We start from the raw sequence: 25,827 nt of genomic DNA, 5'->3' as shown, positions 1-25,827 counted from the left end.
ATTTTTAAATATAGGGTTTATATTATAATCCTTTCATTATATTTAAGAATAGAAATTATAATAAGATGGGTGATTATAATGATAGGTAAAGGAATAAGAAAGACAGATAGTGAAGCACTTCTAAGTGGAAAGCCTGTTTATACAGATGATCTGATTTTCCATAAAGATGTTTTAACAATAAAACTTTTGAGAAGCCCCTATGCGTTTGCTAAGATAAAAAATATAAATGTAGATATTGCCAAAAAAGTACCGGGAGTAGTAGATATATATACTTATAAAGATGTACCGCAAACAAGATATTCAGAATGTGGTGAATCATTACCATAGGCTTCTCCTTATGACAGATTAATTCTAGAAGAAGTCGTAAGATATGTAGGAGATGAAGTGGCTATAATAGTTGCAGAGGATGAAAAAGCGGCTGAAAAAGCAAAGAAATTAATAAAGGTAGAATATGAAGTATTTGAACCCTTATTAGACCCAGAAAAATCTGAAAATAGCAGGATTAGAATCCATGAAGATAATAGTATCATTTCCCCCTTTGACTTTGGATATGATAATACGAGAAATATAGTATCCCAATTTAATTATGGACATGGAGATGTGGAGGAAGAATTTAAAGATTGTGAAGTTATAATAGAAAGAACTTATCAAACACAGGCACAATCTCATTGTATGATGGAAACCCTTAGAGCTTATTCTTATCTCGATGAAAGAGGCAGAGTAACTATTATATCAGCAAACCAATCTGTTTATCATATGAGAAGACAAGCAGCCAGAGCAATAGGTCTTCCCATATCAAAGGTTAGAGTTATAAAACCTAGAATAGGAGGAGGCTTTGGCGGAAAGAATGTAGCCATCACAGAACCTTTTGTAGCCTTTGCCGCATTAAAAACAGGAAGACCATGCAAATTAATATTAAGCAGAAAAGAAACTTTTAGTTCAACCAGTGTTCGTCATCCCATAAAAGTAAGTGTGAAAATAGGTTCTGATAAAGAAGGAAATATAAAAGCTATTCATATGAAAGCTTTAAATAATACAGGAGCATATGGGTCCAATGGGCCAGCTGTAACCATGGAGGTAGGACAAAATTCGTTGCCTTTATATGCCAAAGTACCTGCCATAAAATTTGAGGGAAAAACTGTTTATACAAATATGGTAGCATCAGGAGCTTTAAGAGGATATGGTGCAACTCAAGGAAGCTTTGCTATGGATTCAGCTATAAATGAGCTAGCAATCGAACTGGGAATGGATCCTATAGGACTTAAACTAAAAAATACCATAAGAAAAGGTGCTGTAGGAGGAATTATTCCCCAATCTATTAAGAGTTTCAATATAGAGAAATGTATAGAAAGAGGAAAAGAACTAATAGGATGGGATGAAAAGTATCCTAGAAAAGAAGTATCACCTAACAAGGTTAGGGGAATAGGTATGGCTACAGCTATTCATAGCTCAGGGATTTCGGAAATAGATGCTGCTTCTGTACTGATGAGATTAGAAGAAGATGGAACATACAGACTATTCACTGCTTCTTCAGATTTAGGTACGGGCTCAGATACCATACTTTGTCAAATAGCAGCCCATGCCTTAAATACGGATATGGATGGAGTAAATATTCATGTCGGAGATACTGATGCTTGTCCTTATGATACTGGAGCATATGCTTCATCTACTACTTATGTAACTGGAAATGCAGTAGTTAGAGCAGCAGAAAAATTGAAATTAAAGATAATAGACAAGGCATCTAAAAAGCTTAATATGCCCAGTATAGACTTGGTTCTTGAAAAGGACAGAGTAAGACATAGAGAAGATGAAAGTATGTTTATACTTCTAAGAACAATAGGTGAAGAAGCTGTAGTAGGTCATGATGCAGAGGTTTTAATGGCAGATGCTACCTATGGAAGTAAATATACCCCGAAACCCTTTCTAGCAGGATTTGCAGAGGTAGAGGTAGATACATTTACAGGAGAAGTGGAACTTGTTAATTATGTAGTAGTAGCAGACTGTGGAACAGTAATTAATCCAGCTTTAGCAAAGATTCAGCTAGAAGGCGGATTGACTCAAGGTATAGGCTTGGCAATGTTCGAGGATGTTAAATATACTAGTGAAGGAAAATTAATAACAGACAGCTTCCTTCAATATAATGTTCCTGCTAAAAAAGATGTAGGGAATATAACTGTAGAATTCCAATCAGATTATGAGCCAACAGGTCCTTTTGGTGCCAAATCCATTGCGGAATCTGCAGTACACACGCCACCACCAGCAATAGCCAATGCTATTTATAATGCTGTAGGCGTGTATATAAGATATCTGCCTATAACTTCTGAAAAAGTTTATAATGGTATAAAAGAATTAAGAAACCAAAATAGCTAGGAGGATATTAATGTTAATTATAAAGGGAAAATATTTAATATCTTCATCAGAAGATATATATATAGATCATTCCTTAGTAGTAGAAGGAGAAAATGTAATAGATATATTATCAAATAGTGAAGCTGAAAAAAAGTATCCTAATGTAAAGGTAGTAGATAAATCTGATTCAATTATAATGCCAGGATTTATAAATGCTCATATGCATCAATATGGTATTCTTTCAAGGGGCATACCTGCCAATGTGGAATTTAAAGATTTTGAAGGATTTCTTTGGGATTATTGGTGGCCTTTTATAGAAAATAGAATTGGATTAAAAGAAGTAAAAGCAACTACTAAGGCTTCAGTGATGGAGCTTATAGAGTCAGGTGTCATAGGATTCTGTGATACATTAGAAGCGCCAAAGACTGAAGAGGGTACTTTAATAGAGCAAGGAAAAATTCTTGAAGAAATAGGAATGAAGGCAGTTCTTTCCTTGGAAAGCTGTGAAAGAATAAGTTATGATAACGGAATTAAATGTTTAGAAGAAAATGAATCACTAATACACTGGAGCAGAGAAAACAGTAAAAATATTAGTGGAATCATGTGTACTCATACTACCTTTACCTGTTCAGATAAATTCCTAAAATTTGCTCAGGATAAGGCAAAAGAGATAAATGTGCCATGGCAGTTTCATTTATCTGAGAGTATTTATGAAGTAAACCATTGTCTAAAGGATTATGGAAGAAGACCTGTTAATTATTTAGATGATTTAGGGTTATTAGATAATAATGTTTTAGCATCTCAATGTGTTAAGGTAAATGAAAATGAAATTAATATTTTGAAGGAAAAGGGTGTTAAGGTAGTTCATATGCCTTTAAGTAACTGTGAAGTTGGAGGTGGTTTTGCACCTATTCCAGAACTGTTAAAGGCTGGAGTAGAAGTAGCCCTTGGAACTGATGGTTATATAAATGATTTCTTTACTGTAATAAAAGCAGCGTTTTTATTACACAAGGCTAGTAAGGAGGACGCATCTGTTATGCCAGCTAGTACAGTATTTAGAATGGCTACTGAATATGGAGCTAAGGCATTGGGATGGAATGATACTGGAAGATTAATGGTAGGTAATAGAGCAGACTTTATAATCATGGAGGATGAATTCAAAACCCCTGTTACCTTAGACAATATATTTGACCAAATAGTAGTTCATGGACAAAAGGAATTTATTCATAGTGTTTATATAAATGGAAAATCCGTATTAGAAGATGGAAAGTTAAAGGTCATAAACAAGGAAGAAGTTTCTAGGGAGATGAGAGCTGTAGCGGAAGAATTTTGGAAATTTTAAAGACCACTTAAATATTAGGAGGAAAATATATGTATAATTTACTAGGAGTTCAACTAAAATCACCGATTATCATAGGCTCAGGCCCTTTATCATATAGTGCGGAAGGTATGAGAATATTATCTGATGTAGGAGCGGGTGCAGTGGTTACAAAGACCATTAGAAAAGAAAGGGCAATAAATCCAGCTCCTCACATGGTAAGAAGCACAAATAATTCTCTTATAAATAATGAAAAATGGACTGATTTTGAGCCGGAAAGATGGATAAATGAAGAACTTCCAAAGTTAAAGAAAATGGGAGTTATAACCATAGCATCTGTTGGCCATACATTGGAGGAAAGCAGTGAATTAGTAGAAAAGGTAGAAAAGGCAGGAGCAGATATAATCGAATTGGTTTCCTATGACTATACTGATCTTATTCCTATGGTTAAGGATACTAAAAATAGAGTGAATATTCCAGTAATAGCAAAGCTTCCACCTATGATTGAAAACATAGGAGATTTCTGTAAAGAATTAGAAGAAGCAGGAGTAGATGCTATTACTGCATGTGACTCAGTAGGACCGGCTTTTAGAATTGATATAGAAACTGGAAGACCATTATTAGGAGGTAATGGTCTTGGATGGTTAACTGGTGAAGTTATAAAGCCAATTACTTTACACAAAATCTATGAGATTAGAAAGAAAGTAAAAGTTCCTATAATCGGTTTAGGAGGATGTATGAGTGGTGCTGATGCTATAGAAATGGTAATGGCGGGAGCTAACTTTATCGGAGTTTGTACAGCGCCTATATTAAGAGGAGAAAGCGTCATAGGGAAGATATTTAATGATTTCAAAGCCTACCTTGAAAGACTTGGATATAATTCAATAGAAGAAGCTTGTGGTGTAGTTCATCAACATATGGGTGATGTAAATGAAAGAATAAAGTTTGAATTTATGTATAATGAAGAGAAATGTACTAGATGTAGTCTTTGTGCAAAGGTATGTGCATATAAAGCAAGAACTTTAAATGAGACCATGGAATTAGATGAAGAAGAATGCAGATACTGCGGACTTTGTGTTTCTGTATGTCCTACTAAGGCTCTTGAGGTTTCAGAATTACAGAAAGCGAATAACTAATATAAAGCTGGTGAGTAAATGAAAATCTTAATTAAAAATGGATTAATAGTAGATGGGAACCTAAATAAACCATTTATTGGAGATGTTTTAATAGTAGATAATAGGATTAAAAAAGTTGGAACTATAGATGAAGAGGCTGACAAAATAATTGATGCCAAGGAGAGAGTAATCTCTCCTGGCTTCATAGATACCCATAGCCATTCAGATCTTGCTATACTTGTAAATCCATATAATGAAATAAAAATAAGACAAGGTATAACCACTGAGATATTAGGACAAGATGGACGATCAATGGCTCCCCTTCCAAAGAAATATATAAAGGAGTGGAGAAAAATCAACGCTGCTTTTAATGGAGATAGTGATGATATAGACTGGAACTATGAGACTACGGAAAACTATCTAAATATGTTGGAAGAAAAAGGCGTAGGACTAAATCAAGGTTATTTAATTCCCCACGGAAATATTAGACTTGAAGTCATGGGACTAGAAAATAAAAAGGCAGATCCTAGTGATTTAGAGAAAATGAGAGAAATTATAAGTAGAGAAATGAAAGGGGGAGCCCTTGGACTCTCTACTGGTCTTATTTATTCTCCTTGTGTTTATGGTAGTACAGAAGAACTAATAGAAATATGTAAAGTAGTAGCTGAATTTGATGGAATATTTGCAGTTCATCAAAGATCAGAAGCAGATACTATTATTGAATCTATGAAAGAAGTAATAAGAATAGGGAGAGAATCAGGGGTTAAAATACATTTTTCTCATTTTAAAGTATGTGGGAAAAATAATTGGAAGTATTTAGATGAAGCATTTGGATTATTAGAAGAAGCTAAAAAGGAAGGTCTTAGGGTTTCCTTTGATCAATATCCCTATGTAGCAGGAAGTACTAGTCTAGGAGTTATACTGCCGCCTTGGGTTTACGAAGGCGGAACGGAAAAGCTATTGGAGAGATTAGAAGTCGAGGAGAATAGGAAAAGAATTATAAAAGATATAGAAACAGGAATTCGGGGATGGGATAATTTTGGTGACTTTGCAGGATTAGACCAGATATTTATTACTTCAGTGAATAAGGAAGAAAATAAGTCTTTATTAGGTAAGAATCTTATTGAATTAGGAAAGATAAAGGGTAAAGACCCTTATAATGCTACCTTTGATCTAATTTATGATGAAGGAAATTCTGTAGACATGGTTGATTTCTATGGTCTGGAAGAACATGTTGCAAAGATATTAAAAAGACCAGAGCATAATGTTTGTACTGACGGTATGCCATCTGATAATCCTCATCCAAGATTATATGGTTCTTTTCCAAGGGTATTAGGCAGATATGTAAGGGAAGAAAAGGTTCTTTCTTTAGAAGAAGCCATATATAAAATGACTAATAAGCCGGCAGAAATCATAAAAATTTCCGATAGGGGACAAATAAAGGAAGGATACTTTGCAGATATTGCAATCTTTGATTTTGAAAAAATAATAGATAAGGGAACTTATACAGAGCCAAAGCAATATTCAGAAGGTATAGACTACGTTATAATCAATGGCAATATAGTTATAGAGGAAGGGAAGTATAATAGGATTTTAGCTGGAAGTATATTAAGGGGTTGAAGTTATGGGAATTGTAATAACTAATGGAAAAATAGTGAGCTCAAGGGGGATATTAGAAAAAGATGTTCGTATAGTCAAGGAAAAAATAGTAGAAATAGGATTAAATATAGCTAAGGATGAAGATGAAATAATTGATGCTAAAGGATATTATATAATGCCTGGGGCTATAGATGTTCATACTCATTTTGATTGTGAAGCAGGAGGAATAGTTGCAGATGATTTTAGAACTGGAACTAAGGCAGCTATTATGGGCGGAACTACTACTATTATAGATTTTGCTGAACAAATTAAAGGCGGTACTTTAAGACATGCTTTAGATACTTGGAATAAAAAAGCGAGGAATAAGACCTATACAGATTACAGCTACCATATGACTATATCAGATTGGAATGATAGGACAAGCCAAGAGATGGCCGAAATGGTCGGTGAAGGCATAACCTCCTTCAAGATGTTTTTTGCATATAAAGATTTGCAAGTAGACGATGGTTCCATATATTTAGCATTGAAAAGAGCTAAGGAACTGGGAGTAATAATGGGATTTCATTGTGAAAATGGTGATTTAATAGAAAAGCTTAGAGAAGAAGCCATACTCGAAGAAAATATAGAGCCAATTTATCATATGCTGACAAGACCTCCATCTCTTGAAAAAGAAGCCGTATCAAGATTGATTACTATAGCGGAAATAATAGATATACCTGTCTATATAGTCCATTTAAGTTCTAAAGAAGGCTATGATGAAATAAAGAGGGGGAGAGATAGGGGGAATAAGATAATAGCTGAGACTTGTACTCAGTATCTTCTATTAAATAAGGACTGTTATATACCTAAAGGGGAGGATAAGTTTGAAGGAGCAAAATATGTATTGTCTCCTCCTCTTAGAGATATAGAAAGCAGCAAAACATTATGGAATGGATTAAGAGAGGGAGAAATCCAAATAGTGGCAACGGATCATTGTGCCTTTAACTATAAGGGACAAAAAGAATTAGGATTAGAGGACTTCACTAAGATTCCAAACGGAGGTCCCGGTGTAGAGAATAGATTTAAACTTATATACACCTATGGAGTGAAGGAAAATAGAATAGGAATGGAAAAGTTAGTTGAAATTATTTCCGAAAATCCTGCAAGGGTATTTGGATTATATCCTAAGAAGGGAATTATAAAAGAGGGAAGTGATGCTGATATTGTAATATTTAATCCAGAACATGTTTCCCTAATAGAAGCAGAAAATCAAGTTCAAAATGTTGATTATAATTTATATGAGGGCTTCACCCAATATGGAAAATTCGAATATATTTTTTTAAGAGGAAAAATGTTGGTAAGGGATGAGAAACTCATAGTATCTAAACCAATTGGTAAATATCAGAGGAGAAATAGGTTCTGCTTGAATAGCAGATGGTAGCATACTTAGAATATTAGAAGGTGATTGATATGAAAAATCTAATAGTCATAAGAGGCGGCGGAGATTTAGCTACAGGAATAGCCCATAGATTATTTAGAGTAGGCTATAAAGTTGTAATTATAGAAGTAGAGCAACCTTTGGCAATTAGGAGAACCGTTGCATTTTGTGAAGCTGTATATAGCGGAGAAATAATAGTCGAAGGAGTTAAAGCCGTTTTTTCTAGATGTATAGATGATATTAAGCAAGTTCTTAGGGATGGTAATATTCCAGTATATATAGATAAAGAAGGAGATGTAATAGGAGAGTTAAAGCCTTTGGCTGTAGTTGATGCTATTATAGCTAAGAAAAATCTTGGAACTAAGATGGATATGGCACCTATAACCATTGGAGTAGGTCCGGGATTTGAGGCAGGTGTAGATGTGAATTTAGTGATTGAAAGCAACAGAGGACATAATTTAGGCAGGGTTATATATAGTGGAAGTGCAGAAAAAAATACAGGTATTCCGGGAGAAACAATGGGGTATAGGGAAGAAAGGATAATTAGAGCATCAGATAATGGAATAATAAGGTCTTTTTTTAACATTGGAGATATGGTAAGAGATGGAGATGTAGTTTGTAGAGTAGGAAATATAGATGTAAAGGCTCAGATATCAGGTATACTTAGAGGAATGATAAAAGAGGGAATGTCTGTTTATAAGGGATTGAAGATAGGGGATATTGATCCTAGAGGGATAAGAGATTATGCTTTTACTATTTCTGATAAGGCTAGAGCTATTGGTGGTGGAGTTTTAGAAGGAATACAATATTTACAGATGGAAAGGAGGGCTAATTATGGCAGATTTATCTGTAATGAGAAAAGCCTTAGTGAATATAGAGAATGGAGAAGAGTTAGCTATAGCCACCATTACTAGGGCTGAAGGGTCTGCACCTAGAAGGGAAGGAGCTATAATGGCCGTTTTAGAGGATGGCAGTATCCATGGAACCATTGGTGGAGGAGCTCTAGAAAAAAGAGTTATAGAATTATCCCTTGAAGCTATAAAAGAAGGAACTAGCTATAGTATAAATCTTCCTTTGCATACAGAAGGTTTAAATATGATATGCGGAGGAGAAGTGGATATTTTTATAGATGTCTATAAAAGAAAACCAAAACTTTTAATAGTCGGAGGAGGTCATGTAGGGTATTCTATATATCAATTTGCTGGTTTATTAAACTTCGATATAGTAATTTTTGAAGACCGAGAAGAATTTTTATCGGCAGAAGGATTTTCATTGGCTCATGAATTGGTTTTGGGTAATATAAAGGAGAAATTACAGCAATATCCTATAGATAGAGATACTTACATAGTAATAGTTACAAGGGGTCATGCTTATGATGAGGAAGCTTTAGAGGCTGTAGTCAATAGTGATGCTAGATATATTGGTGCTATGGGTTCTAAGAAAAAAGTAATGACCATGATGAGAAATTTGAAGGAAAAGGGAATATCTGAAGAAAAATTAAATAGAGTATATGCTCCTATAGGTATTAAAATATCTGATGGAAGTCCAGAAACTATAGCGTTAAGTATATTATCTGAAATTCAGCTAGTAAGAAACGATGGAGCCCTTATGCATATGAAGGATGCTTTAAAAAAATAAGATAACTTCCGCTTTTATGGGTTATATAAAAGCGGAAGTTTTTTTAATTGATTAAACCCTCTACTACCTCTTCCATTGCTAAAGGTCTTGAAGCCTTTACTAGAACTAAAGCATCGGGTTTTACGATTTCTTTAACTTTTTTAATCAAATCAGATTTGCTGTCAAAAGATAGAACTCGATCTTTACCAAATCGTAGCTTTGCAGTTTCGGCAATATATTTTGCTAGGTCACCAAAGGTAAATACATAATCTATTTTATCAGAGTTGATTTTCATGCCTATATCTTTATGCATATTTATTTCATCATCTCCTATGCCTAGCATATCACCAAGAACAACTATTTTTTGGCTGCATCCCAACATAGAATACATAGTATCCAATGCTGCCAAAACAGAGGAAGGATTAGATTTATAAGAATCATTAAGAATAGTAAACCCGTTTCCTTTAATTAATTCATTTCTCATTCCAGTTTTTTCTACATTAAGAAGACCTTTCTCAATGTTTTCATAAGATACACCAAAATATCTAGCTACTGCAATGGCTGCGGTAGCGTTAAGTACCTGATGTTCTCCTAACATAGGTAAAAAGAATTGTGGTGAAGAAGGTTCCCTTAAGAAGAAAGAATCTCCAGTTTCATTTACAAAAACTATTTCAGGCTGATAATTATTATAATCCTTAGTGCCATAAGTCATAACTTGATAATTCATTGAAATATGTTCTACTTCATTTTTCAGCAAGGAGTCATCTCCATAATAAAGGAATAGATCATTAGGCTTTAAGCCCTTCAATATTTCTAGTTTTGCCTTTGCAATATTTTCTTTAGTTTTTAAACCTTCTAAGTGAGCTTCGCCTATGTTGGTAATTACAGCAGCGTCTGGTTTAGCAATAGAAGTCAATAGCTCAATTTGTCCAAAATTATCCATACCCATTTCTAGTACGGCCATTTCTGTATCTTCATCCATGGAAAGAATAGTTAAAGGCAATCCAATATAATTATTAAAATTACCTAAGGTTTTATGAGTTTTATACTGAGTTTTTAAAATACTTGCCAATATATCTTTGGTTGAAGTTTTGCCATTACTTCCTGTAATACCTATTACCTTTGTATTTAGCTCTTCCCGATAGGATCTGGCTAATTGTTGTAGGGCTGATACTGTATCTTCTACTATTATAAAGGGAAAATCAAGGTCAGGCTTTGGCTCATTATGGTTCCATAGACTGGCAGCTGCCCCTTTACCTATTGCCATGGTAATAAAATCATGGCCATTAAAATTTTCTCCTACTAGTGGAATAAACAATTGACCAGCATTTACGTTTCTGGAATCTGTAGAAACACCTTGTATCATAAGAGCTTCATATTGTTCTTGTAATCCTGAACCACCACACATTTTTTGAACTTCTTTTAAATTTCTTGTTATCAAAATTTTCACCTCGTATTTACTATAACTTTCTTTTCATTATATCTCTCTAAGGCTAACTGAATTAACCTTTCTATCAATTCAGCATAGGTGGTACCATCAGTGGCTCCCCATAAAACGGGAGTCATACTTACAGCTGTAAAACCAGGCATAGTATTTACTTCATTAACAAATATCTCATTTTCATCTGTAACAAATATATCTACTCTAGCGAGACCATGACAATTAAGTATTTTAAAGGCCTTTACAGCAGTTTCACGTACTTTGTCACTGATCTCTGGCTCTAATCTTGCCGGTATTACAGGTATTAATTTACCATCTATATATTTAGCATTATAGTCAAAAAATGGTCTTTCCATAATAAATTCTCCGGGAACAGAAGCTTTTGGATGATTATTACCAATTACTGAAATTTGCATCTCTCTAGCCACTATTTCTTTTTCAATAATTATTTTTCGATCATAAAGGAAGGCTTCCTTGAAAGAGGACTTTAGTTCTTCTCGGTTTTCAGCTCTACTGATACCAACACTAGAACCTCCGTTAGAAGGTTTTACATAACATGGATAACCTATTTCATTTTCAACTAGGTTGTAAGCATCTTCTTCGTTTTCTTGCCAACTATATAGCCTAAATGAAAGATACTTAACCTGCGGAATATTATATTTTGAAAATAAATCCTTAGTCATTACTTTGTCCATTGCTACAGCAGATGATAAAACTTCATTTCCTAGATAAGGGATATCAAGTAATTCTAAAAAGCCTTGAATAGTTCCATCTTCGCCATTAGGTCCATGAAGGGCAGGGATAACCAAATTCTTTTCATTATTATTAAGAACTTTAGTCAGAAATTCCCCTATTGAAAAAGATACTGTAGAAGAGGTTGCACGCCTTAATTCATCGGGAGCATTAATTTTTTCTTCTAATAAACCTAAATTGCACCATACACCTTCATTAGTAATATAAATTGGATAAACATTATATTTTTCTCTATCTATTGCATTCATTATTGCTGAAGCGCTTCTTAAAGATATATCATGTTCAACTGATTTTCCACCACATAATACATAAATATTTGTTTTCATACTAGACCTCCTATTTGAGACATTAGTTTACTAAATAGATTATATCATAATATCCTTTTAAATAATTTAATTTTATCTTACAATTCAATTACAATTATATTAGTGCTATAATTACTTAAATATATAGAAAATAAGTCTAAATTATTCATAGGAGAGTATATAATATTCTAATATTGGGATAAAGTAGTAACTCGATATTTATTTTTACTTATAGTATAATGATTGTTATAGAAATAACTTATATTTGCTAGACATTTTAGATGGGAGCGATATTAATGTATAGTGAGGATATATTGGATTATTATAAGCAAGCCTATGAGGAATTAAAATTAATATTGGATGTGAGTTTCGATCAAATAACTATAGCAGATGGAAATGGTGTATTTACAAAGGTCAGTAAATCCTGCGAACCATATTTTGGAGTTTCAGAAAATGGACTAATTGGATGTAATGCCTTTGAATTAGAAAAAAACGGAGTATTTGATACTTCAGTTACAGCAGAAGTGATAAGAAAAGGTGAAAAAGCAACATTGATACAGAAAACAGGTGCCAATAGGACGTTAATGGTAACTGGAATACCAATGTTTGACGAAGAAGGAAAAATAACTAAAATAATAAATATCTCAAGGGATATAACTGAAAATCAAATGCTGGGTCAGGAGCTTAAGGATATACAAAGTCAATTACAATGGTTTCAAAAGGAGTTAAATAAAAGGCAAGCTATATATGATTCGAAGGTAAATTATAAAAGTGTGTCAATGAATAAAATAATGGAATTAATTCTTCATATATGTGATTTAGATGCAACAGTGCTGTTATTAGGAGAAACAGGAGTAGGTAAAGGATATATTGCTAAAGTTATACATGAAAGTAGCATTAGAAAAAATGAGCCTTTTGTTCCTATAAACTGTGGTGCAATACCAGAAAATCTTTTGGAATCAGAATTATTTGGTTATGAAAGCGGAGCTTTTACTGGAGCTACAAAAGGAGGCAAAAAAGGATTATTTGAAATTGCAGGGAAGGGTACCATATTTTTAGATGAAATAGGTGATATGCCTATGAATCTTCAAGTAAAGCTACTTCATGTTTTAGATGATAAAAAGGTACTCCGATTAGGAGGAGAAAAGCCTATAAAAGTTGAGGGCAGGCTAATTGCTGCTACTAATAAAGATTTAAAAAAGCTTATTCAAGAAGGTAAATTTAGAGAAGATTTATATTATAGGTTAAATGTGGTTCCTATAAATATACCATCCTTAAGAGAACGAAAAGAAGATGTACCATCCTTAGTAAAAATGTTTCTTGATAACTATAACAATGAACATGGGACTCATAAGACTATATCAGAGGGAGGTTATAATATATTAATAGATTATAATTATCCGGGGAATATTAGGGAGCTAGAAAATATAATTGAAAGACTTGTAATAACTACTCTGGGTGACATAGTTGAAGATATACAAGTGGCAGAAATAATAGAACCAACAAAAGAAATAAATTATAATAGTGATGAAATAGTTCCTCTCAAACAGTCTGTAGAGGAGCTAGAACGGAGAATATTAATCTCAGCTTTTGAAAAATACAAAACCACTAGAAAGGTTGCTGAAGCTTTAGACATAGATCAATCTACTGTGGTGAAAAAGGCAAAAAGATTAAAAATAAAATATTGCTGATGAAATATTTCTGAGGATTTGATGATAATTATCATCAAATCCTTTTTTAATTGAAACTATTAATGGAAATAACTTCCTAAATATGTATTTTAGCATACATATATAACTGGCATAGGTATTGCAATTGATATAGGCGAATATTAATAATATTTAGGAAAGTAACTGACAATTATTAAGAAAGAGGGGAGATAGTTGAAAAAAATCAGTACAAGAATCATACTAACAGTTCTAAGCTGTGCCATAGCAATGTCTTTAGTGGTGAGAGGTACAAGTATATTCAGAAGTATAAGGGTTATAGAGGAAAATACTAAAGAAAATCTTCTTAGTACAGCACAAATATATTCTGGATATTTTAATGAAGATTTAGTTCTATATGAAGGCACTCATAACGATTTATACCAAGTCTTAAAAGGAACCATGGATATGTCAAGGCTAGATGAAGAAGGATATCTAGTTAATTACAGTGATACCATTCTAAGTCCTATGGTTAGGGGAATAACCCAAGAGACTAGAAAATGTGCAGGGATTTACATAGCAATAGATCCTAAATATACTGGCAGGACTGAAGGATCTTGGGCGGGAATAGATGACAATGGGACATTAACACAATCTTTACCTACAGATATAGCTGGAAAGAGTCCAGATGATCCTTCGGTATCATTCTATTATAATGCCATAAGAGCAGGTAAAGGAACATGGAGTGACCCTTATTTTAATAATGCAAACTTAAATGTAATGACCTATTCAGCACCTATTATAGTTGATAAGCAAACCGTAGGGGTAATAGGGGTGGATTTACGCGTAAAGGATTTAATAAGAGAAGTTGAAGATGTAAAGTTATATGACACTGGTTATGCTTTTTTGCTTAATAAAGATTATGACTTTCTAGTTCATCCTAATTTAGATAAGAATACAAATTTAGAGACTATAGAAAATGGAAAATATGCTTATATTGTAGAAGAAATAAAGAATAAAGAAAACGGAATAATTGAAGATGAGTTTGATGGACAAACTCAAATTATAGCGTTTTCAAAACTATATGACGGCAAAGTCGTAATCTTATCCATTCCTAAAAAAGAAATACTAGCCAAGGTATATACTACTACTAATTTTATAGCCATGGTAATTATAGTAGCATCTATGATTTCAATATTCTTATCTTTTATTTTAGGAAAGAAGATATCTGATCCTATAGTATTTGCAACAGATATATTGAATAAGATATCTAAATTAGATTTAACTGACATAGAAGAAACCAAGAAAATGAAAGTTTTTCTTAATAGAAAAGATGAGGTAGGAGCAATATTTAAGGCCACTGGAGTTTTAAAAGGGGAAATGAGAAGTATTATAAAAGCAATAGAAGATACAACAACAAATATAGTTGAAAATACCAATAGCTTAACTACAGCTACTCATGAGACCACTCAGTCTGTAAATGATATATCAAAAACTGTGGAGGAACTAGCACAGGCCTCTATGGGGCAAGCAGAAGATGCAGAAACTGGTTCAGAGAAATTATATATATTAGCTAATGAAATAAAGGCAGCAGTAGAAAATGGACAAATAGTAGTAGAAAGTTCTACTAGAGCACAAGGGATAAATGAAGAAGGTTCACAGGCAATGGATAGCATGGTTGAAAAATTCAATATAGCAAATAAATCTACCCAACTAGTTGCAGAGAACATCAATTCTCTATCAGAAAAATCTCAATCCATTGGAAGTATATTAAATACCATAATGAGTATTTCTGAACAAACCAACCTATTAGCTCTAAATGCTGCAATAGAAGCGGCTAGAGCAGGTGATGCAGGCAGAGGATTTGCCGTAGTTGCAGATGAAATAAGAAAATTATCAGAGCAAACAGGACATGCTACAAAGAGTATAGAAGATATATTAAATGCAATTCAATTTGAAGTTGAAACTACAAAGGTAAGTATGGATGAATCAGAAGAATCATTAAATGATGCAAACAATACTCTAGAACAAGTTAAAAAAGGTTTTGATGAAATATATAAAGCAATATTAATATCTATAGAAGCTATAAATCAGCTAGATGGAAAGCTGGAAATAATAGATAATGAGAAAGAAAATGTAATACTAACTATTCAAAGTATATCTTCTGTAACAGAAGAAACAGCAGCATCTACAGAAGAGTTATCAGCTTCAATGGAGGAACAGGCGGCAACAATGGAGACTATATTAAATAATACAGAAAAATTAGCAGGTGTAATAGAAAAACTAAATGGATTGGTTGGAAGATTTAAATTATAAGAAAAGCTTCTATTGAAGCAGAACCTCATATTTATAATAAAAGAGAGCTGAATCATAGAAATACCTATGATTCAGCTCTCTTTTGATTTATTTCATCCAAAATGAAATGGGAGGGATTTGTAAAATCAAGTTATATTTCAATAATGATGAAATATTTCAAAAGACTTGATGATTATTTTCATCAAGTTCTTTTTTTATTTAAGGTGTTGATGAGAAAAAGCCCTAAAATCCACATTTAAATATTTATTAACAATTGGCATGGGTCTTGCAATTAATATAAGCAAACATAAAAACGAAGGAGGGACAAAGTTGGAATCCTGTATTGAAAGAATAAAAAATGATATAGAAAATGTAACAAGAATTACAGCCACTCCAAATATGGGATGCACAAGATTTTCTTATAGTAAAGAAGATAGTGAAGTTAGGGAATATTTAATTAAGGAAATGAAAGACCTTGGCTTATCTATTAAAGTAGATGGTGTTGGCAACATTAGGGCTAAGTATATAGATAATAATGAAGACAAACCTTCTATAATGATGGGGTCTCATATTGATACTGTTGCCAATGGTGGAAAGTTTGACGGACTTACTGGAGTTGTAACAGCATTGGAAGTCATAAGAGTAATAAAAGAAAATAATGTAAAGATTAACAATCCAATAGAATTGATTGCCTTTGCAGAGGAAGAAGGCTCAAACTTTGGAAGCACTATGGTTGGCAGTAAGATTTTAACTGGTGCATATAAATTGGAGGATTTAAAGAAAATTAAAAATGATGATGGTATCAGTGCTTACCAAGTCATGAAGGATTTTGGATTAGATGTAGATAATGTAGAAAATGAAATATTAAAGAAAGAAGAAGTGAAAGCAATGGTTGAACTTCATGTTGAACAAGGAGGAATACTTGACTCAGAACAAATTTCTATAGGTATAGTACAGGCCATAGTAGGTATGAAAACCTATAAGGTAAAATTGAAAGGAGTTTCTAATCATGCTGGTTCTACTCCAATGTATTTAAGAAAAGATCCTATGGTAGGTGCTGCTGAAATCATTATTCATATGGAAAAGGCAGCAAAAGAAAAAGCTCTAAAGGATACAGTTGCAACTGTAGGAAAAATTCATTGTCAGCCTAATGGATCAAATGTTATTCCAGGGCAAATAGAATTTAATGTAGATATCAGAGATGTAGAAACTGAAGGAATGGAAATAGTAGCTAGAGAGCTAATAAGTAAAACAAAAGAAGTAGCAGAAAAACGTGGACTTGAATATAAGGTTGACTTAATTGGTGAATCAGAATGTGTCAAACTTTCATCAAAGATTATCAATATAATCGAAGATACTGCATTAGAAAATAAATATAACTTTATAAAAATGAATAGCGGGGCAGTTCATGATTCAGCTATGTTGCCAGGAATAACAGATGTAGGTATGATATTTGTACCGAGTATTAAAGGACTTAGTCACTGTCCACAAGAACTTACTAAATTTGAAGATATTAAGTTAGGCTGTGATTTATTATTAAAAACAGTAATTAAACTAGCTAATGAGTAAATAAAAAACCTTTTAATGTATGAAAGGTGGATTGTTTTAAAATATAATATCATGCATCAAAATATGTAGTAAGGGAGGTGGCTAAAATTAAGAAAAACTTAGGAATTTCTATATCAGTTGGGTTACTATCTGGAATTTGGGTTTTAATTGCTGAAAAGCTTGGAGTGCCTGCATGGCCTGGATTTATTGGTTGGTCTTTATTCTTTTTTACAGGAGGTAATCTAGAAGCTTGTAAAAAAAGTTTTCCGTGTATAGTATTAGGGCCTATTCTGGCATATTTAACTGTTTATACTCAGATGGCATTAAATACTTCAGGAATAACTTCAGCTTTAGTAGTAGTAGCTCTTGGATTTACCATGACAATCGCTCAAAGCTTTCCATTATTTGCAGTATGTTCAGTCACATTTGTAAGTTGTAATATTTACTTTGCATCAGGAAGCCTGTTTCATTCAATAGTAGTTACATCAATAGGTTTAATCATTGGTATAATATCAGTAAAATTTGGTGCCTTTCTTGATTCCATCATATTAAAGGATAAGATGGTCTTAAGAGAGAATAATTAGGATTATTTTATTTAACAGTATTATTAAACTGTTACTAAAAATAAGTGTTGTAGTGAAGTCATAAAATTAAAGGAGGAAATTAAAAATGAGTTTGTTAATTAAAAATGGTGTTATAGTTACTGCAATGGATGAGTATCAAGGTGATATTCTAGCAGATGAAGGAAAAATAATAGCAATTGGAAATAATTTAGATTCTAAGGCTGATGAAGTAATAGATGCTAAAGGAATGTATGTATTGCCAGGAGGAGTTGATCAACACGTTCATTTTTCATTTGAATTTAACGGTTCAAAGGTTAGAGGATTTGAAACTTCAAATGCAGCAGCAGTAGGTGGAACAACTACAGTAATTGAATTTGTTAATCAAATAAAAGGAAAAGGCCTAATTGATACAATAGATGAATATAGAAAAGAAAACGCTGAAGGAATAGCTATGGTAGATTATTCTTTCCATGGTATAATAATAGATCCTTCAACTGGAGTATACGATGAAATTGCGAAGCTTCCTGAAGCTGGATATCCAACAGTAAAATTATTTATGGCATACAAGGGTATGTTCTTCCATTGTGATGACGATGTTATTGCTAAGTCAATGCAAAAAGCAAAGGATGCAGGAGTTACTATAATGGTACACGCAGAAAATGCTGACTTAATAGACGTTCTACAAAAAGAATGTGTTGAACAAGGAAATGTTGAACCCTACTATCATGCAGTATCTAGACCACCAATGGTAGAAACTGAGGCAACTGAAAGAGCAATTAACATCGCTAGGCTTATGGATGCTCCTTTATATGTAGTTCATGTATCTACAAAAGGTGCAGTTGATGCAATAAAGCGTGCTCAAGATGAAGGGCTTCCAGTTTACGGAGAAACATGTACTCATTATTTAACACTCGATAAAGAAAATCTTGCAAAACCTAATTTCCAAGGTGCTAAATATGTATGTTCACCTGCACTTAGAGAGCAAGATGATATAGATTACTTATGGGCTTCAATCAAAAATGGATGGTTAAATGCAATAAGTTCTGATCACTGCGGATTTAACTGGGCAGAGCAAAAACATATGGGTAAAGACGATTTTAGAAATATTCCAAATGGAGCACCAGGTCTTGAAAATAGATTAGGAGTATTGTGGACTGCTGGAGTTGAAACAGGAAAAATAACAAGATCACAATTAGTTGATTTGTTTGCAACTAAACCAGCTAAAATCAATGGTCTTGGAGATAAAAAAGGACATCTTGGTATAGGATATGATGCTGATATCGTAATATATAATCCAAAGGTTAAGTCAATAATATCAAATGAAACAAGCTTACAAGGAGTTGACTACAACTCTTATGAAGGATTTGAACAAATAGGAAGACCGGAAAAGGTATTCTTAAGAGGTCAATTAGTAGTAGATGAAGGAAAATATATAGGTGAAAAAGGACAAGGAGAGTTCGTTCCAGGAAAACCATATGGTCTTTGCTATGATGGCATAAAGAAATAAACTTAATAAATTTTATATAGAATAAACCACTCCAATTTTAGTGAAAACACTGAAAATTGGAGTGGTTTTCGTTTGTTTTGACAATATCATTTATATCTATATTGAAAACTTAACTATAGAAAATCCTTATTTGATTATCTTTTATTAAATTTTATATAATGATATGAATGATTGTTAAAGGAGTGACATATATGTTAAAATTACCAGAGAATTTTGAGAGCTATGAAGAAGCTAGACGAGAAGGCTTCCTAAAAGTAAAAGCTTTAAAAGAGAGAGGAACTCCAGTTGTAGGAATTTTTTGTACATATACACCTATTGAACTTATACATGCAGCAGGGGCAGTAGCAGTGAGTTTATGCGGCACATCTGATGTACCAATACCACATGCTGAAAAACACTTGCCTAAAAATCTTTGCCCTCTTATAAAATCTAGTTATGGTTTTGCGGTATCAGAAACATGCCCATATTTTTATTTTTCAGATTTAATAGTAGGAGAAACTACTTGTGATGGTAAGAAAAAGATGTACGAATTATTAGGAGAATTAAGGCCAACTCATGTTATGCATTTACCGCAAGGACAAGATAAAGACCATGCATTTAGATATTGGAGAGAAGAACTAGTTAGACTAAAGGAAGTATTAGAAGAAAAATTTAATATAGAAATTACAGAAGAAATTTTGAGAGAAGAAATAAAGGAAAGAAATCATGAAAGAAAAGTGCTTTTGGATTTTTATGAGTTAGGTAAATTAAATCCTTCCCCAATATCAGGACGTGAAGTAAATGAAACAATGGAAGCTTTGGGCTTTCAATTCGATAGGAGATCTCAATGTAATTTTATAGAAGAAAGAACTAGAGAACTAAAGGATAAATATGAAAATGAATTAAAGGGGACTAAGACAAATAGACCAAGGATACTTATTACTGGATGTCCAGTAGGAGGAGTTAGAGAAAAGGTACTAAAGACCATAGAGGATTCAGGAGCAGATATAGTGGCTTTTGAAAATTGTAGTGGAGTTAGAGAAAAGATGGTATTAGTAAATGAAACAATAGATCCAATAGATGCCTTAACAGAAAAATATTTAAATGTTAGTTGTTCTGTTATGACGCCAAACCCAAGAAGATTTCAGGCATTGGATGAGATGATAGATGAATATGAGATAGATGGAGTAATAGAAGTGGTTCTTCAAGCTTGTCATACATTTAGTGTGGAATCTTACAATGTAAAGAGATTTGTGACAGAGAAAAAGAATAAGCCATATTTATATATTGAAACAGATTACTCAAAGCTGGACATGGGACAAATAAATACTAGAATAAATGCTTTCTTGGAGATACTGTAATTACATCACCAAAATATTGACAGAAATATCATATATTGATAATATATAATAAATTGTTTCAAATTCCAACTAAAATTGGGGTGTTTAAATGAAAAAGAAATTTTTGTTATCATTTATTTTATCATTTATATGTTTTGGGTTAGTATTTATGGTTTTTGGGAAAGATGTTTTTTTAGATAATGGATATATACCAACTATAGAAGATAATAATAAACCAGAGATTGATCTAGGTGAGGACAATAAAATAGAACAAAAGATAAAAAATGAAATTCTCTTTTTAATGATGGGTGTAGATGCTAATGGAGTTAAGAATTATAAGGGTATCCGTACAGACACTATGATGCTATTTAAAGTTAATTTTGATACTGGGGAAACAAATATACTATCTATACCAAGAGATACGAGAGTTTTAGTAAAAGGGAAGAAGGATAAAATAAATCATGCCCATTCCTATGGAGGACCAGAGCTTACGATGCGAACTGTAAGAGATTTTCTGGGTATTGATGTAGATTACTATGTAAAGGTAGATTATAACGTTGTAATGGAAGTAGTGGATGCTATAGGTGGGGTGGAAATAGATGTACCCTTTGATATGAAATATAAGGATACTAACCCTGAGATTACTCCCCTTAATATAAATATAAGGAAGGGATTACAAACATTAGATGGAAAGAATGCCCATGATTTTTTAAGGTGGAGAAAAAATAATGATGGCAGTAAAGTAGAATATCCCGAGGGAGATGTTGGAAGAATTAAAGCTCAGCAGATGTTTATGAAGGAGCTAATAAAGCAAACTTTAAAGTTTAAAAATTTATTTAAGCTACAGAATTTAATAAAAACATATTATAAGAATGTAGAGACTAATATTCCTCTTAATATTATATTAAAGGCTGCAACAAATGCAAAAAAGATTGATATGGAAAATATTAAGACAGATATAATTCCGGGAGAAGGAGAATATATTGGCTCAACATCCTATTACCTCTATGATGAAATAGAAACTGAAAAGTTGATTAAAAACATATTTAATGATTATTTACTTAATGAATAATTAAATTCCCCTTTTGGTATAAAAAACCAAAGGGGGAATTTGTTTTAAGAAATTATTTACTTGCTAATTCTATAAACTTTTCTATATCCTTTTCAATTAATCTCAATGAATTTCTGAAGAACTCTGGGTCGTGAACATCTATGCCCATTCTTAGAGCTACGTCTCTTATATTATTTTTACCTGTAGCGTTTAATAGTTCATCATACTCTTTTACAAACTCTTCTCCTCGTTTTAGATATTCTGCATACAATCCCTTAGAGAATAATAATCCGAAGGCATACGGGAAGTTATAGAAGTTAAGTCCTGCGGAGTAATAATGAGGTTTATTTAACCACATATATGGATGAAGGACATTATGGTCTAATCCATCTCCATAAGCTTGTTTTTGAGCATCCATCATTATTTCTTTCAGTTCATTTACTGAAAGGGCATGTGTCTTTCTTCTCTCAAATAACTCTGATTCAAATAAAAATCTACTATAGATATCTACTATAACTTGACCTGCATCAGATATGGAAGCTTCTAGTATGCTTAGAGCTTCTTCATCACTGGCCTCTCTTAGAGCTGCATTAACCACTATTGTTTCACAGAAGATAGAAGCTGTTTCTGCTATTGGCATAGGATATCTACTATTTAATATAGATTCATTTCTTAAATTAAGTCCATGATATGCATGTCCTAATTCATGAGCTAATGTAGTCATATTTGAAAAACTTCCATTGAAATTAGATAATATTCTACTTTCCTTTATAGGATGCAAATTTGAGCAGAATGCTCCTCCTCTTTTACCCTCCCTAGGTTCTACATCTAGCCAATTATTATCGTAGGCATTTTGTACGAAATCAGCTAGTCTATTAGAGAAGGTCCTAAAATTATCTATTATATATTTCATTGCTTCATCATAAGTAAAGGTTCTATTTACTTCTCCCATAGGCGTAAACATTTCATAGAATGGAAGTCCATTTTCATATCCTAATAATTCTGCTTTTTTTCTATAATATTTATGGAATACTGGTAAGAACTCTCTCATAGCTATAATCATTGCATATAGAGTTTTTTCATCCATTCTAGATTTTACTAAGGTTTCATCTAAGGGAGAATGATATCCTCTTAATTCAGAAGTAGTGATTACTTCACCTTTGATTCCGTTTAATGCAGCAGCTGAAGATTCCTCTATCTTCTTATATGCTTTTAGTTCAGCTTCATAACCTGCTTTTCTCTTTACTGGATCTTTATCATATGCAAGGTTTCTAGCTGCTGGAAGTGGAAGCTGTTTATCTTCTCTATCTATATTTATATCTACCAATAAGGTAGATGATACCATATTTTGAAGATTTGACCATGCAGAAGAGCCAGTATTTGACATTTTTGATATAAGTATTTCTTCTTTCTCACTAAGCATATATTTAGTTCGTTCTTTAATTTGCTCTAAATAGAATTTATGCTCCTTTAATACTTCTGATGAATTTGCTATTTCATCTAAGTTATCTATATTTTTCATAAAGCTTTGAAACTGAACATCAGGTTTAGTTAGATCCGAACTTTTCACTCTCAATTTATCAAGATATTGAAGAGCTTTCTCATTTTTAGCCTCTACTGCATTTGTAAGAGATGCAAAGGAGAAAAGTTTTGAAAATAACGTGTTTATGGTACTAGAATATTGTACATATACTTCTATTTTTTCTATGGCATTGTCAGTAGAATTCAAATTATCATTAGCCCATTTACTAAATTCTGATATTAAGCTGTCAAGTTTTTCTAGATCAGAGATGTATTCCTTAGAATCGAAAGAAGTATATAATTCATTTAAACTCCAACGCATATTATCCCACCTTTCAAAATATTTAGTTAACTATATTATAGCATATATTGGCAAATGAGAAAGAATTATTTTGAGGCTCTAAATAAAGTGTTTCTCAACTTTAAATACAAAAGGAACCTTCTTCAAGAAGATTCCTTTTTACATTAAAATATCTTTGTCGTCCAATTTTCACAGTTCCAAATATCAGTAGCTACATCCTTATAAAAGTCAGGTTCGTGGGATATAAGAAGAATACTCCCTTTATAAGCTTTTAAGGCTCTTTTTAGCTCTTCTTTAGCATCTATATCTAAATGGTTAGTAGGCTCATCTAGTATGAGTACATTGGTTTCCTTATTAATGAGTTTACAAAGTCTTACTTTAGCCTGTTCTCCACCACTTAGAACCATTACTTTAGATTCAATATGCTTAGTAGTCAACCCGCACTTTGCCAAAGCAGCTCTAACTTCATATTGAGTATATCCGGGAAACTCTTGCCAAATTTCATCAATACAGGAATTATTGTTTTTATCCTTGATTTCCTGCTCAAAATATCCTATTTGAAGATTATCACCAAGCTCTACTCCACCGGATACAGATTTAATCTCACCAAGGATACTTTTCAATAAAGTAGTTTTACCTAGACCATTAGCTCCAATTAATGCTATTTTCTGACCTCTTTCCATTGTTAGATTCAATGGCTTAGATAAAGGGTCATCATAGCCTATAACTAAATCCTTAGTTTCAAATATAAGTCTTCCGGCAGTTCTGCCTTCCTTAAAATTGAATTCTGGCTTTGGTTTTTCACGAGCCAACTCTATTATTTCCATTTTATCTAGTTTTTTCTGTCTGGACATTGCCATATTTCTAGTTGCAACTCTGGCCTTATTCCTAGCTACGAAGTCTTCCAGCTCTGCAATCTCTTGCTGCTGCTTTTTATATGCTGCTTCTAATTGAGCCTTTTTAGCTTCATATACTTTTATAAAATTATCATAATCTCCTACATATCTGGTCAATTCCTTATCTTCCATATGATAGATTAAGTTTATAACAGAATTTAGGAAAGGAATATCATGGGATATAAGAATAAAAGCATTTTCATATTCTTGAAGATATCTTTTTAGCCATATTATATGTGGTTCATCTAAATAGTTAGTAGGCTCATCAAGTAATAGAATATCTGGTTTTTCTAACAATAATTTAGCAAGAAGTATTTTGGTTCTCTGCCCTCCAGATAAATCATTTACATCCTTATCAAGACCAATATCATCAAGACCAAGGCCCCTTGCAATGTCTTCTACCTTTGCATCTATTATATAAAAATCATTATGATCTAATATATCCTGTATAGTACCTACCTCTTCAAGTAGAGCAGTAAGTTCATCTTCAGATACATCACCCATTTTTAAATACATATCTTGCATTTCCTGCTCTAAATCGAATAGATACTTAAATGCTGATTTTAGCACATCACGAATACTTTGACCCTTTTCTAGTGATGTGTGCTGATCTAAATATCCAACTCTAACTCTTTTAGCCCATTCTATTTGACCTTCATCAGGTTCTAGTTTTCCAGTAATTATATTCATAAAAGAAGATTTACCTTCTCCATTAGCGCCTATTAGACCTACGTGCTCGCCATTCAGTAGCCTAAAGGATACATTCTTTAAAATTTCTCTATCACCAAAGCCATGACTTAGATTTGTTACAGTTAAAATACTCATTAGTATCTCCTCTCATTGATAAACTAAGACTCAGTTCAGGGGGAGTTTTAACTCCCTCTGAACGCAGAGCCGTGTTATCCAGAGGCTATGCAATTCCCGACTTTTACTTATAGAAGTGGAAGTCGTGGAATTGTAAGCCATCGGATAAAATCATCTCTAAAGATTATACAAAAAAACTAGACCCTAGTCTAGTTTTTTATTCTATCATTAATTTATCCGATATTTCAGCAGTTTTTATGATAATATTAGAACAGCCTATATCCCCTTTTCTACATGCCCTTTTTGAGATATCCGTATTGTATACTATTCATTTTTTCCATAAACTCTCTAAAAAGTCTTTGACTCACTTCTTTAACTTTATCACTTTCATGGGCAACATTATTCACATATTTATATGATAATACCATAACTCCAGCAGAGTAAGTGCGCCACATACAGATT

19 protein-coding genes and 1 pseudogene are annotated in these 25,827 nt (G+C 32.8%); 15 read left to right on the top strand and 5 right to left on the bottom strand.

Annotated elements, in window-relative coordinates; genetic code table 11:
- Positions 1-78 precede the first annotated feature (78 nt).
- From RDK80_RS10500 to RDK80_RS10465, 8 genes and pseudogenes are all read left to right on the top strand, one after another.
- Positions 79-1,263, top strand: a pseudogene (locus RDK80_RS10500) (xanthine dehydrogenase family protein molybdopterin-binding subunit); the annotation flags it as partial.
- Positions 1,246-2,370, top strand: coding sequence for a molybdopterin cofactor-binding domain-containing protein (locus tag RDK80_RS10495; protein WP_308524268.1), 1,125 nt, complete (start codon positions 1,246-1,248; stop codon positions 2,368-2,370). The pseudogene RDK80_RS10500 and the gene RDK80_RS10495, both read left to right, overlap by 18 nt.
- A 10-nt stretch (positions 2,371-2,380) precedes the next feature.
- Entirely contained in the window at positions 2,381-3,691 is a 1,311-nt protein-coding gene (locus RDK80_RS10490; protein WP_308524253.1) for an amidohydrolase family protein, read from the top strand.
- Positions 3,692-3,720: 29 nt separating this feature from the next.
- Positions 3,721-4,803, top strand: a complete 1,083-nt coding sequence (locus RDK80_RS10485; protein WP_308524252.1) for a 4Fe-4S binding protein — start codon at positions 3,721-3,723, stop codon at positions 4,801-4,803.
- A gap of 18 nt (positions 4,804-4,821) precedes the next feature.
- Positions 4,822-6,402: a D-aminoacylase gene (locus RDK80_RS10480; protein ID WP_308524251.1), complete on the top strand. Its 1,581-nt coding sequence runs from the start codon at positions 4,822-4,824 to the stop codon at positions 6,400-6,402.
- Between the two features lie 4 nt (positions 6,403-6,406).
- On the top strand, positions 6,407-7,801 hold the full coding sequence (gene hydA / locus RDK80_RS10475; protein ID WP_308524250.1) for a dihydropyrimidinase: 1,395 nt from the start codon (positions 6,407-6,409) through the stop codon (positions 7,799-7,801).
- A gap of 29 nt (positions 7,802-7,830) precedes the next feature.
- Positions 7,831-8,712 (top strand): selenium-dependent molybdenum cofactor biosynthesis protein YqeB, encoded by an 882-nt coding sequence (gene yqeB, locus RDK80_RS10470; RefSeq protein ID WP_308524249.1) that lies wholly within the window; start codon positions 7,831-7,833, stop codon positions 8,710-8,712.
- Positions 8,633-9,436, top strand: a complete 804-nt coding sequence (locus RDK80_RS10465) for an XdhC/CoxI family protein (protein WP_308524248.1) — start codon at positions 8,633-8,635, stop codon at positions 9,434-9,436. The genes yqeB and RDK80_RS10465 overlap by 80 nt, the downstream gene beginning before the upstream one ends.
- Before the next feature lie 43 nt (positions 9,437-9,479).
- On the opposite strand, the gene murF is transcribed toward RDK80_RS10465, so the two are convergent.
- Positions 9,480-10,856 (bottom strand): UDP-N-acetylmuramoyl-tripeptide--D-alanyl-D-alanine ligase, encoded by a 1,377-nt coding sequence (gene murF / locus RDK80_RS10460; protein WP_308524247.1) that lies wholly within the window; start codon positions 10,854-10,856, stop codon positions 9,480-9,482.
- A 5-nt stretch (positions 10,857-10,861) separates the two neighbouring features.
- Positions 10,862-11,935: a D-alanine--D-alanine ligase gene (locus RDK80_RS10455; RefSeq protein ID WP_094903224.1), complete on the bottom strand. Its 1,074-nt coding sequence runs from the start codon at positions 11,933-11,935 to the stop codon at positions 10,862-10,864.
- A 275-nt stretch (positions 11,936-12,210) separates the two neighbouring features.
- On the opposite strand from RDK80_RS10455, the gene RDK80_RS10450 reads away from it, so the two are divergent.
- The 7 genes from RDK80_RS10450 to RDK80_RS10420 all read left to right on the top strand — a co-directional run bounded on the left by RDK80_RS10450 (position 12,211) and on the right by RDK80_RS10420 (position 21,864).
- Positions 12,211-13,605, top strand: coding sequence for a sigma 54-interacting transcriptional regulator (locus tag RDK80_RS10450; protein WP_308524246.1), 1,395 nt, complete (start codon positions 12,211-12,213; stop codon positions 13,603-13,605).
- A gap of 192 nt (positions 13,606-13,797) precedes the next feature.
- Positions 13,798-15,876, top strand: a complete 2,079-nt coding sequence (locus RDK80_RS10445) for a methyl-accepting chemotaxis protein (protein WP_308524245.1) — start codon at positions 13,798-13,800, stop codon at positions 15,874-15,876.
- 309 nt (positions 15,877-16,185) lie between these two features.
- Positions 16,186-17,424, top strand: coding sequence for a M20 family metallo-hydrolase (locus RDK80_RS10440; protein ID WP_308524244.1), 1,239 nt, complete (start codon positions 16,186-16,188; stop codon positions 17,422-17,424).
- Positions 17,425-17,501: 77 nt separating this feature from the next.
- On the top strand, positions 17,502-17,987 hold the full coding sequence (locus RDK80_RS10435) for a DUF1097 domain-containing protein (protein WP_308524243.1): 486 nt from the start codon (positions 17,502-17,504) through the stop codon (positions 17,985-17,987).
- An 85-nt stretch (positions 17,988-18,072) separates the two neighbouring features.
- Entirely contained in the window at positions 18,073-19,473 is a 1,401-nt protein-coding gene (gene hydA, locus RDK80_RS10430; RefSeq protein ID WP_308524242.1) for a dihydropyrimidinase, read from the top strand.
- A 191-nt stretch (positions 19,474-19,664) separates the two neighbouring features.
- Positions 19,665-20,813 (top strand): double-cubane-cluster-containing anaerobic reductase, encoded by a 1,149-nt coding sequence (locus RDK80_RS10425; protein ID WP_308524241.1) that lies wholly within the window; start codon positions 19,665-19,667, stop codon positions 20,811-20,813.
- A gap of 88 nt (positions 20,814-20,901) precedes the next feature.
- Positions 20,902-21,864, top strand: a complete 963-nt coding sequence (locus RDK80_RS10420; RefSeq protein WP_308524240.1) for an LCP family protein — start codon at positions 20,902-20,904, stop codon at positions 21,862-21,864.
- 52 nt (positions 21,865-21,916) lie between these two features.
- Here RDK80_RS10420 and RDK80_RS10415 read toward each other — a convergent pair whose 3' ends face one another.
- From RDK80_RS10415 to RDK80_RS10405, 3 genes are all read right to left on the bottom strand, one after another.
- Positions 21,917-23,686 carry a M3 family oligoendopeptidase gene (locus RDK80_RS10415; protein ID WP_308524239.1) on the bottom strand — a complete coding sequence of 590 codons (1,770 nt, stop codon included), beginning with the start codon at positions 23,684-23,686 and terminating at the stop codon, positions 21,917-21,919.
- Between the two features lie 143 nt (positions 23,687-23,829).
- Positions 23,830-25,386, bottom strand: coding sequence for an ABC-F family ATP-binding cassette domain-containing protein (locus RDK80_RS10410; protein ID WP_308524238.1), 1,557 nt, complete (start codon positions 25,384-25,386; stop codon positions 23,830-23,832).
- Positions 25,387-25,655: 269 nt separating this feature from the next.
- Complete coding sequence (locus tag RDK80_RS10405) at positions 25,656-25,820, bottom strand: C_GCAxxG_C_C family protein (RefSeq protein WP_143598578.1); 165 nt, start codon at positions 25,818-25,820, stop codon at positions 25,656-25,658.
- Positions 25,821-25,827 lie beyond the last annotated feature (7 nt).

Origin of the sequence: uncultured Tissierella sp. (assembly GCF_902479755.1) — a bacterium.
Classification (GTDB): Bacteria; Bacillota; Clostridia; order Tissierellales; family Tissierellaceae; genus Tissierella; species Tissierella carlieri.
Note: the sequence above shows the minus strand (reverse complement) of the source record. Positions and strands in the feature narration are given on the sequence as shown.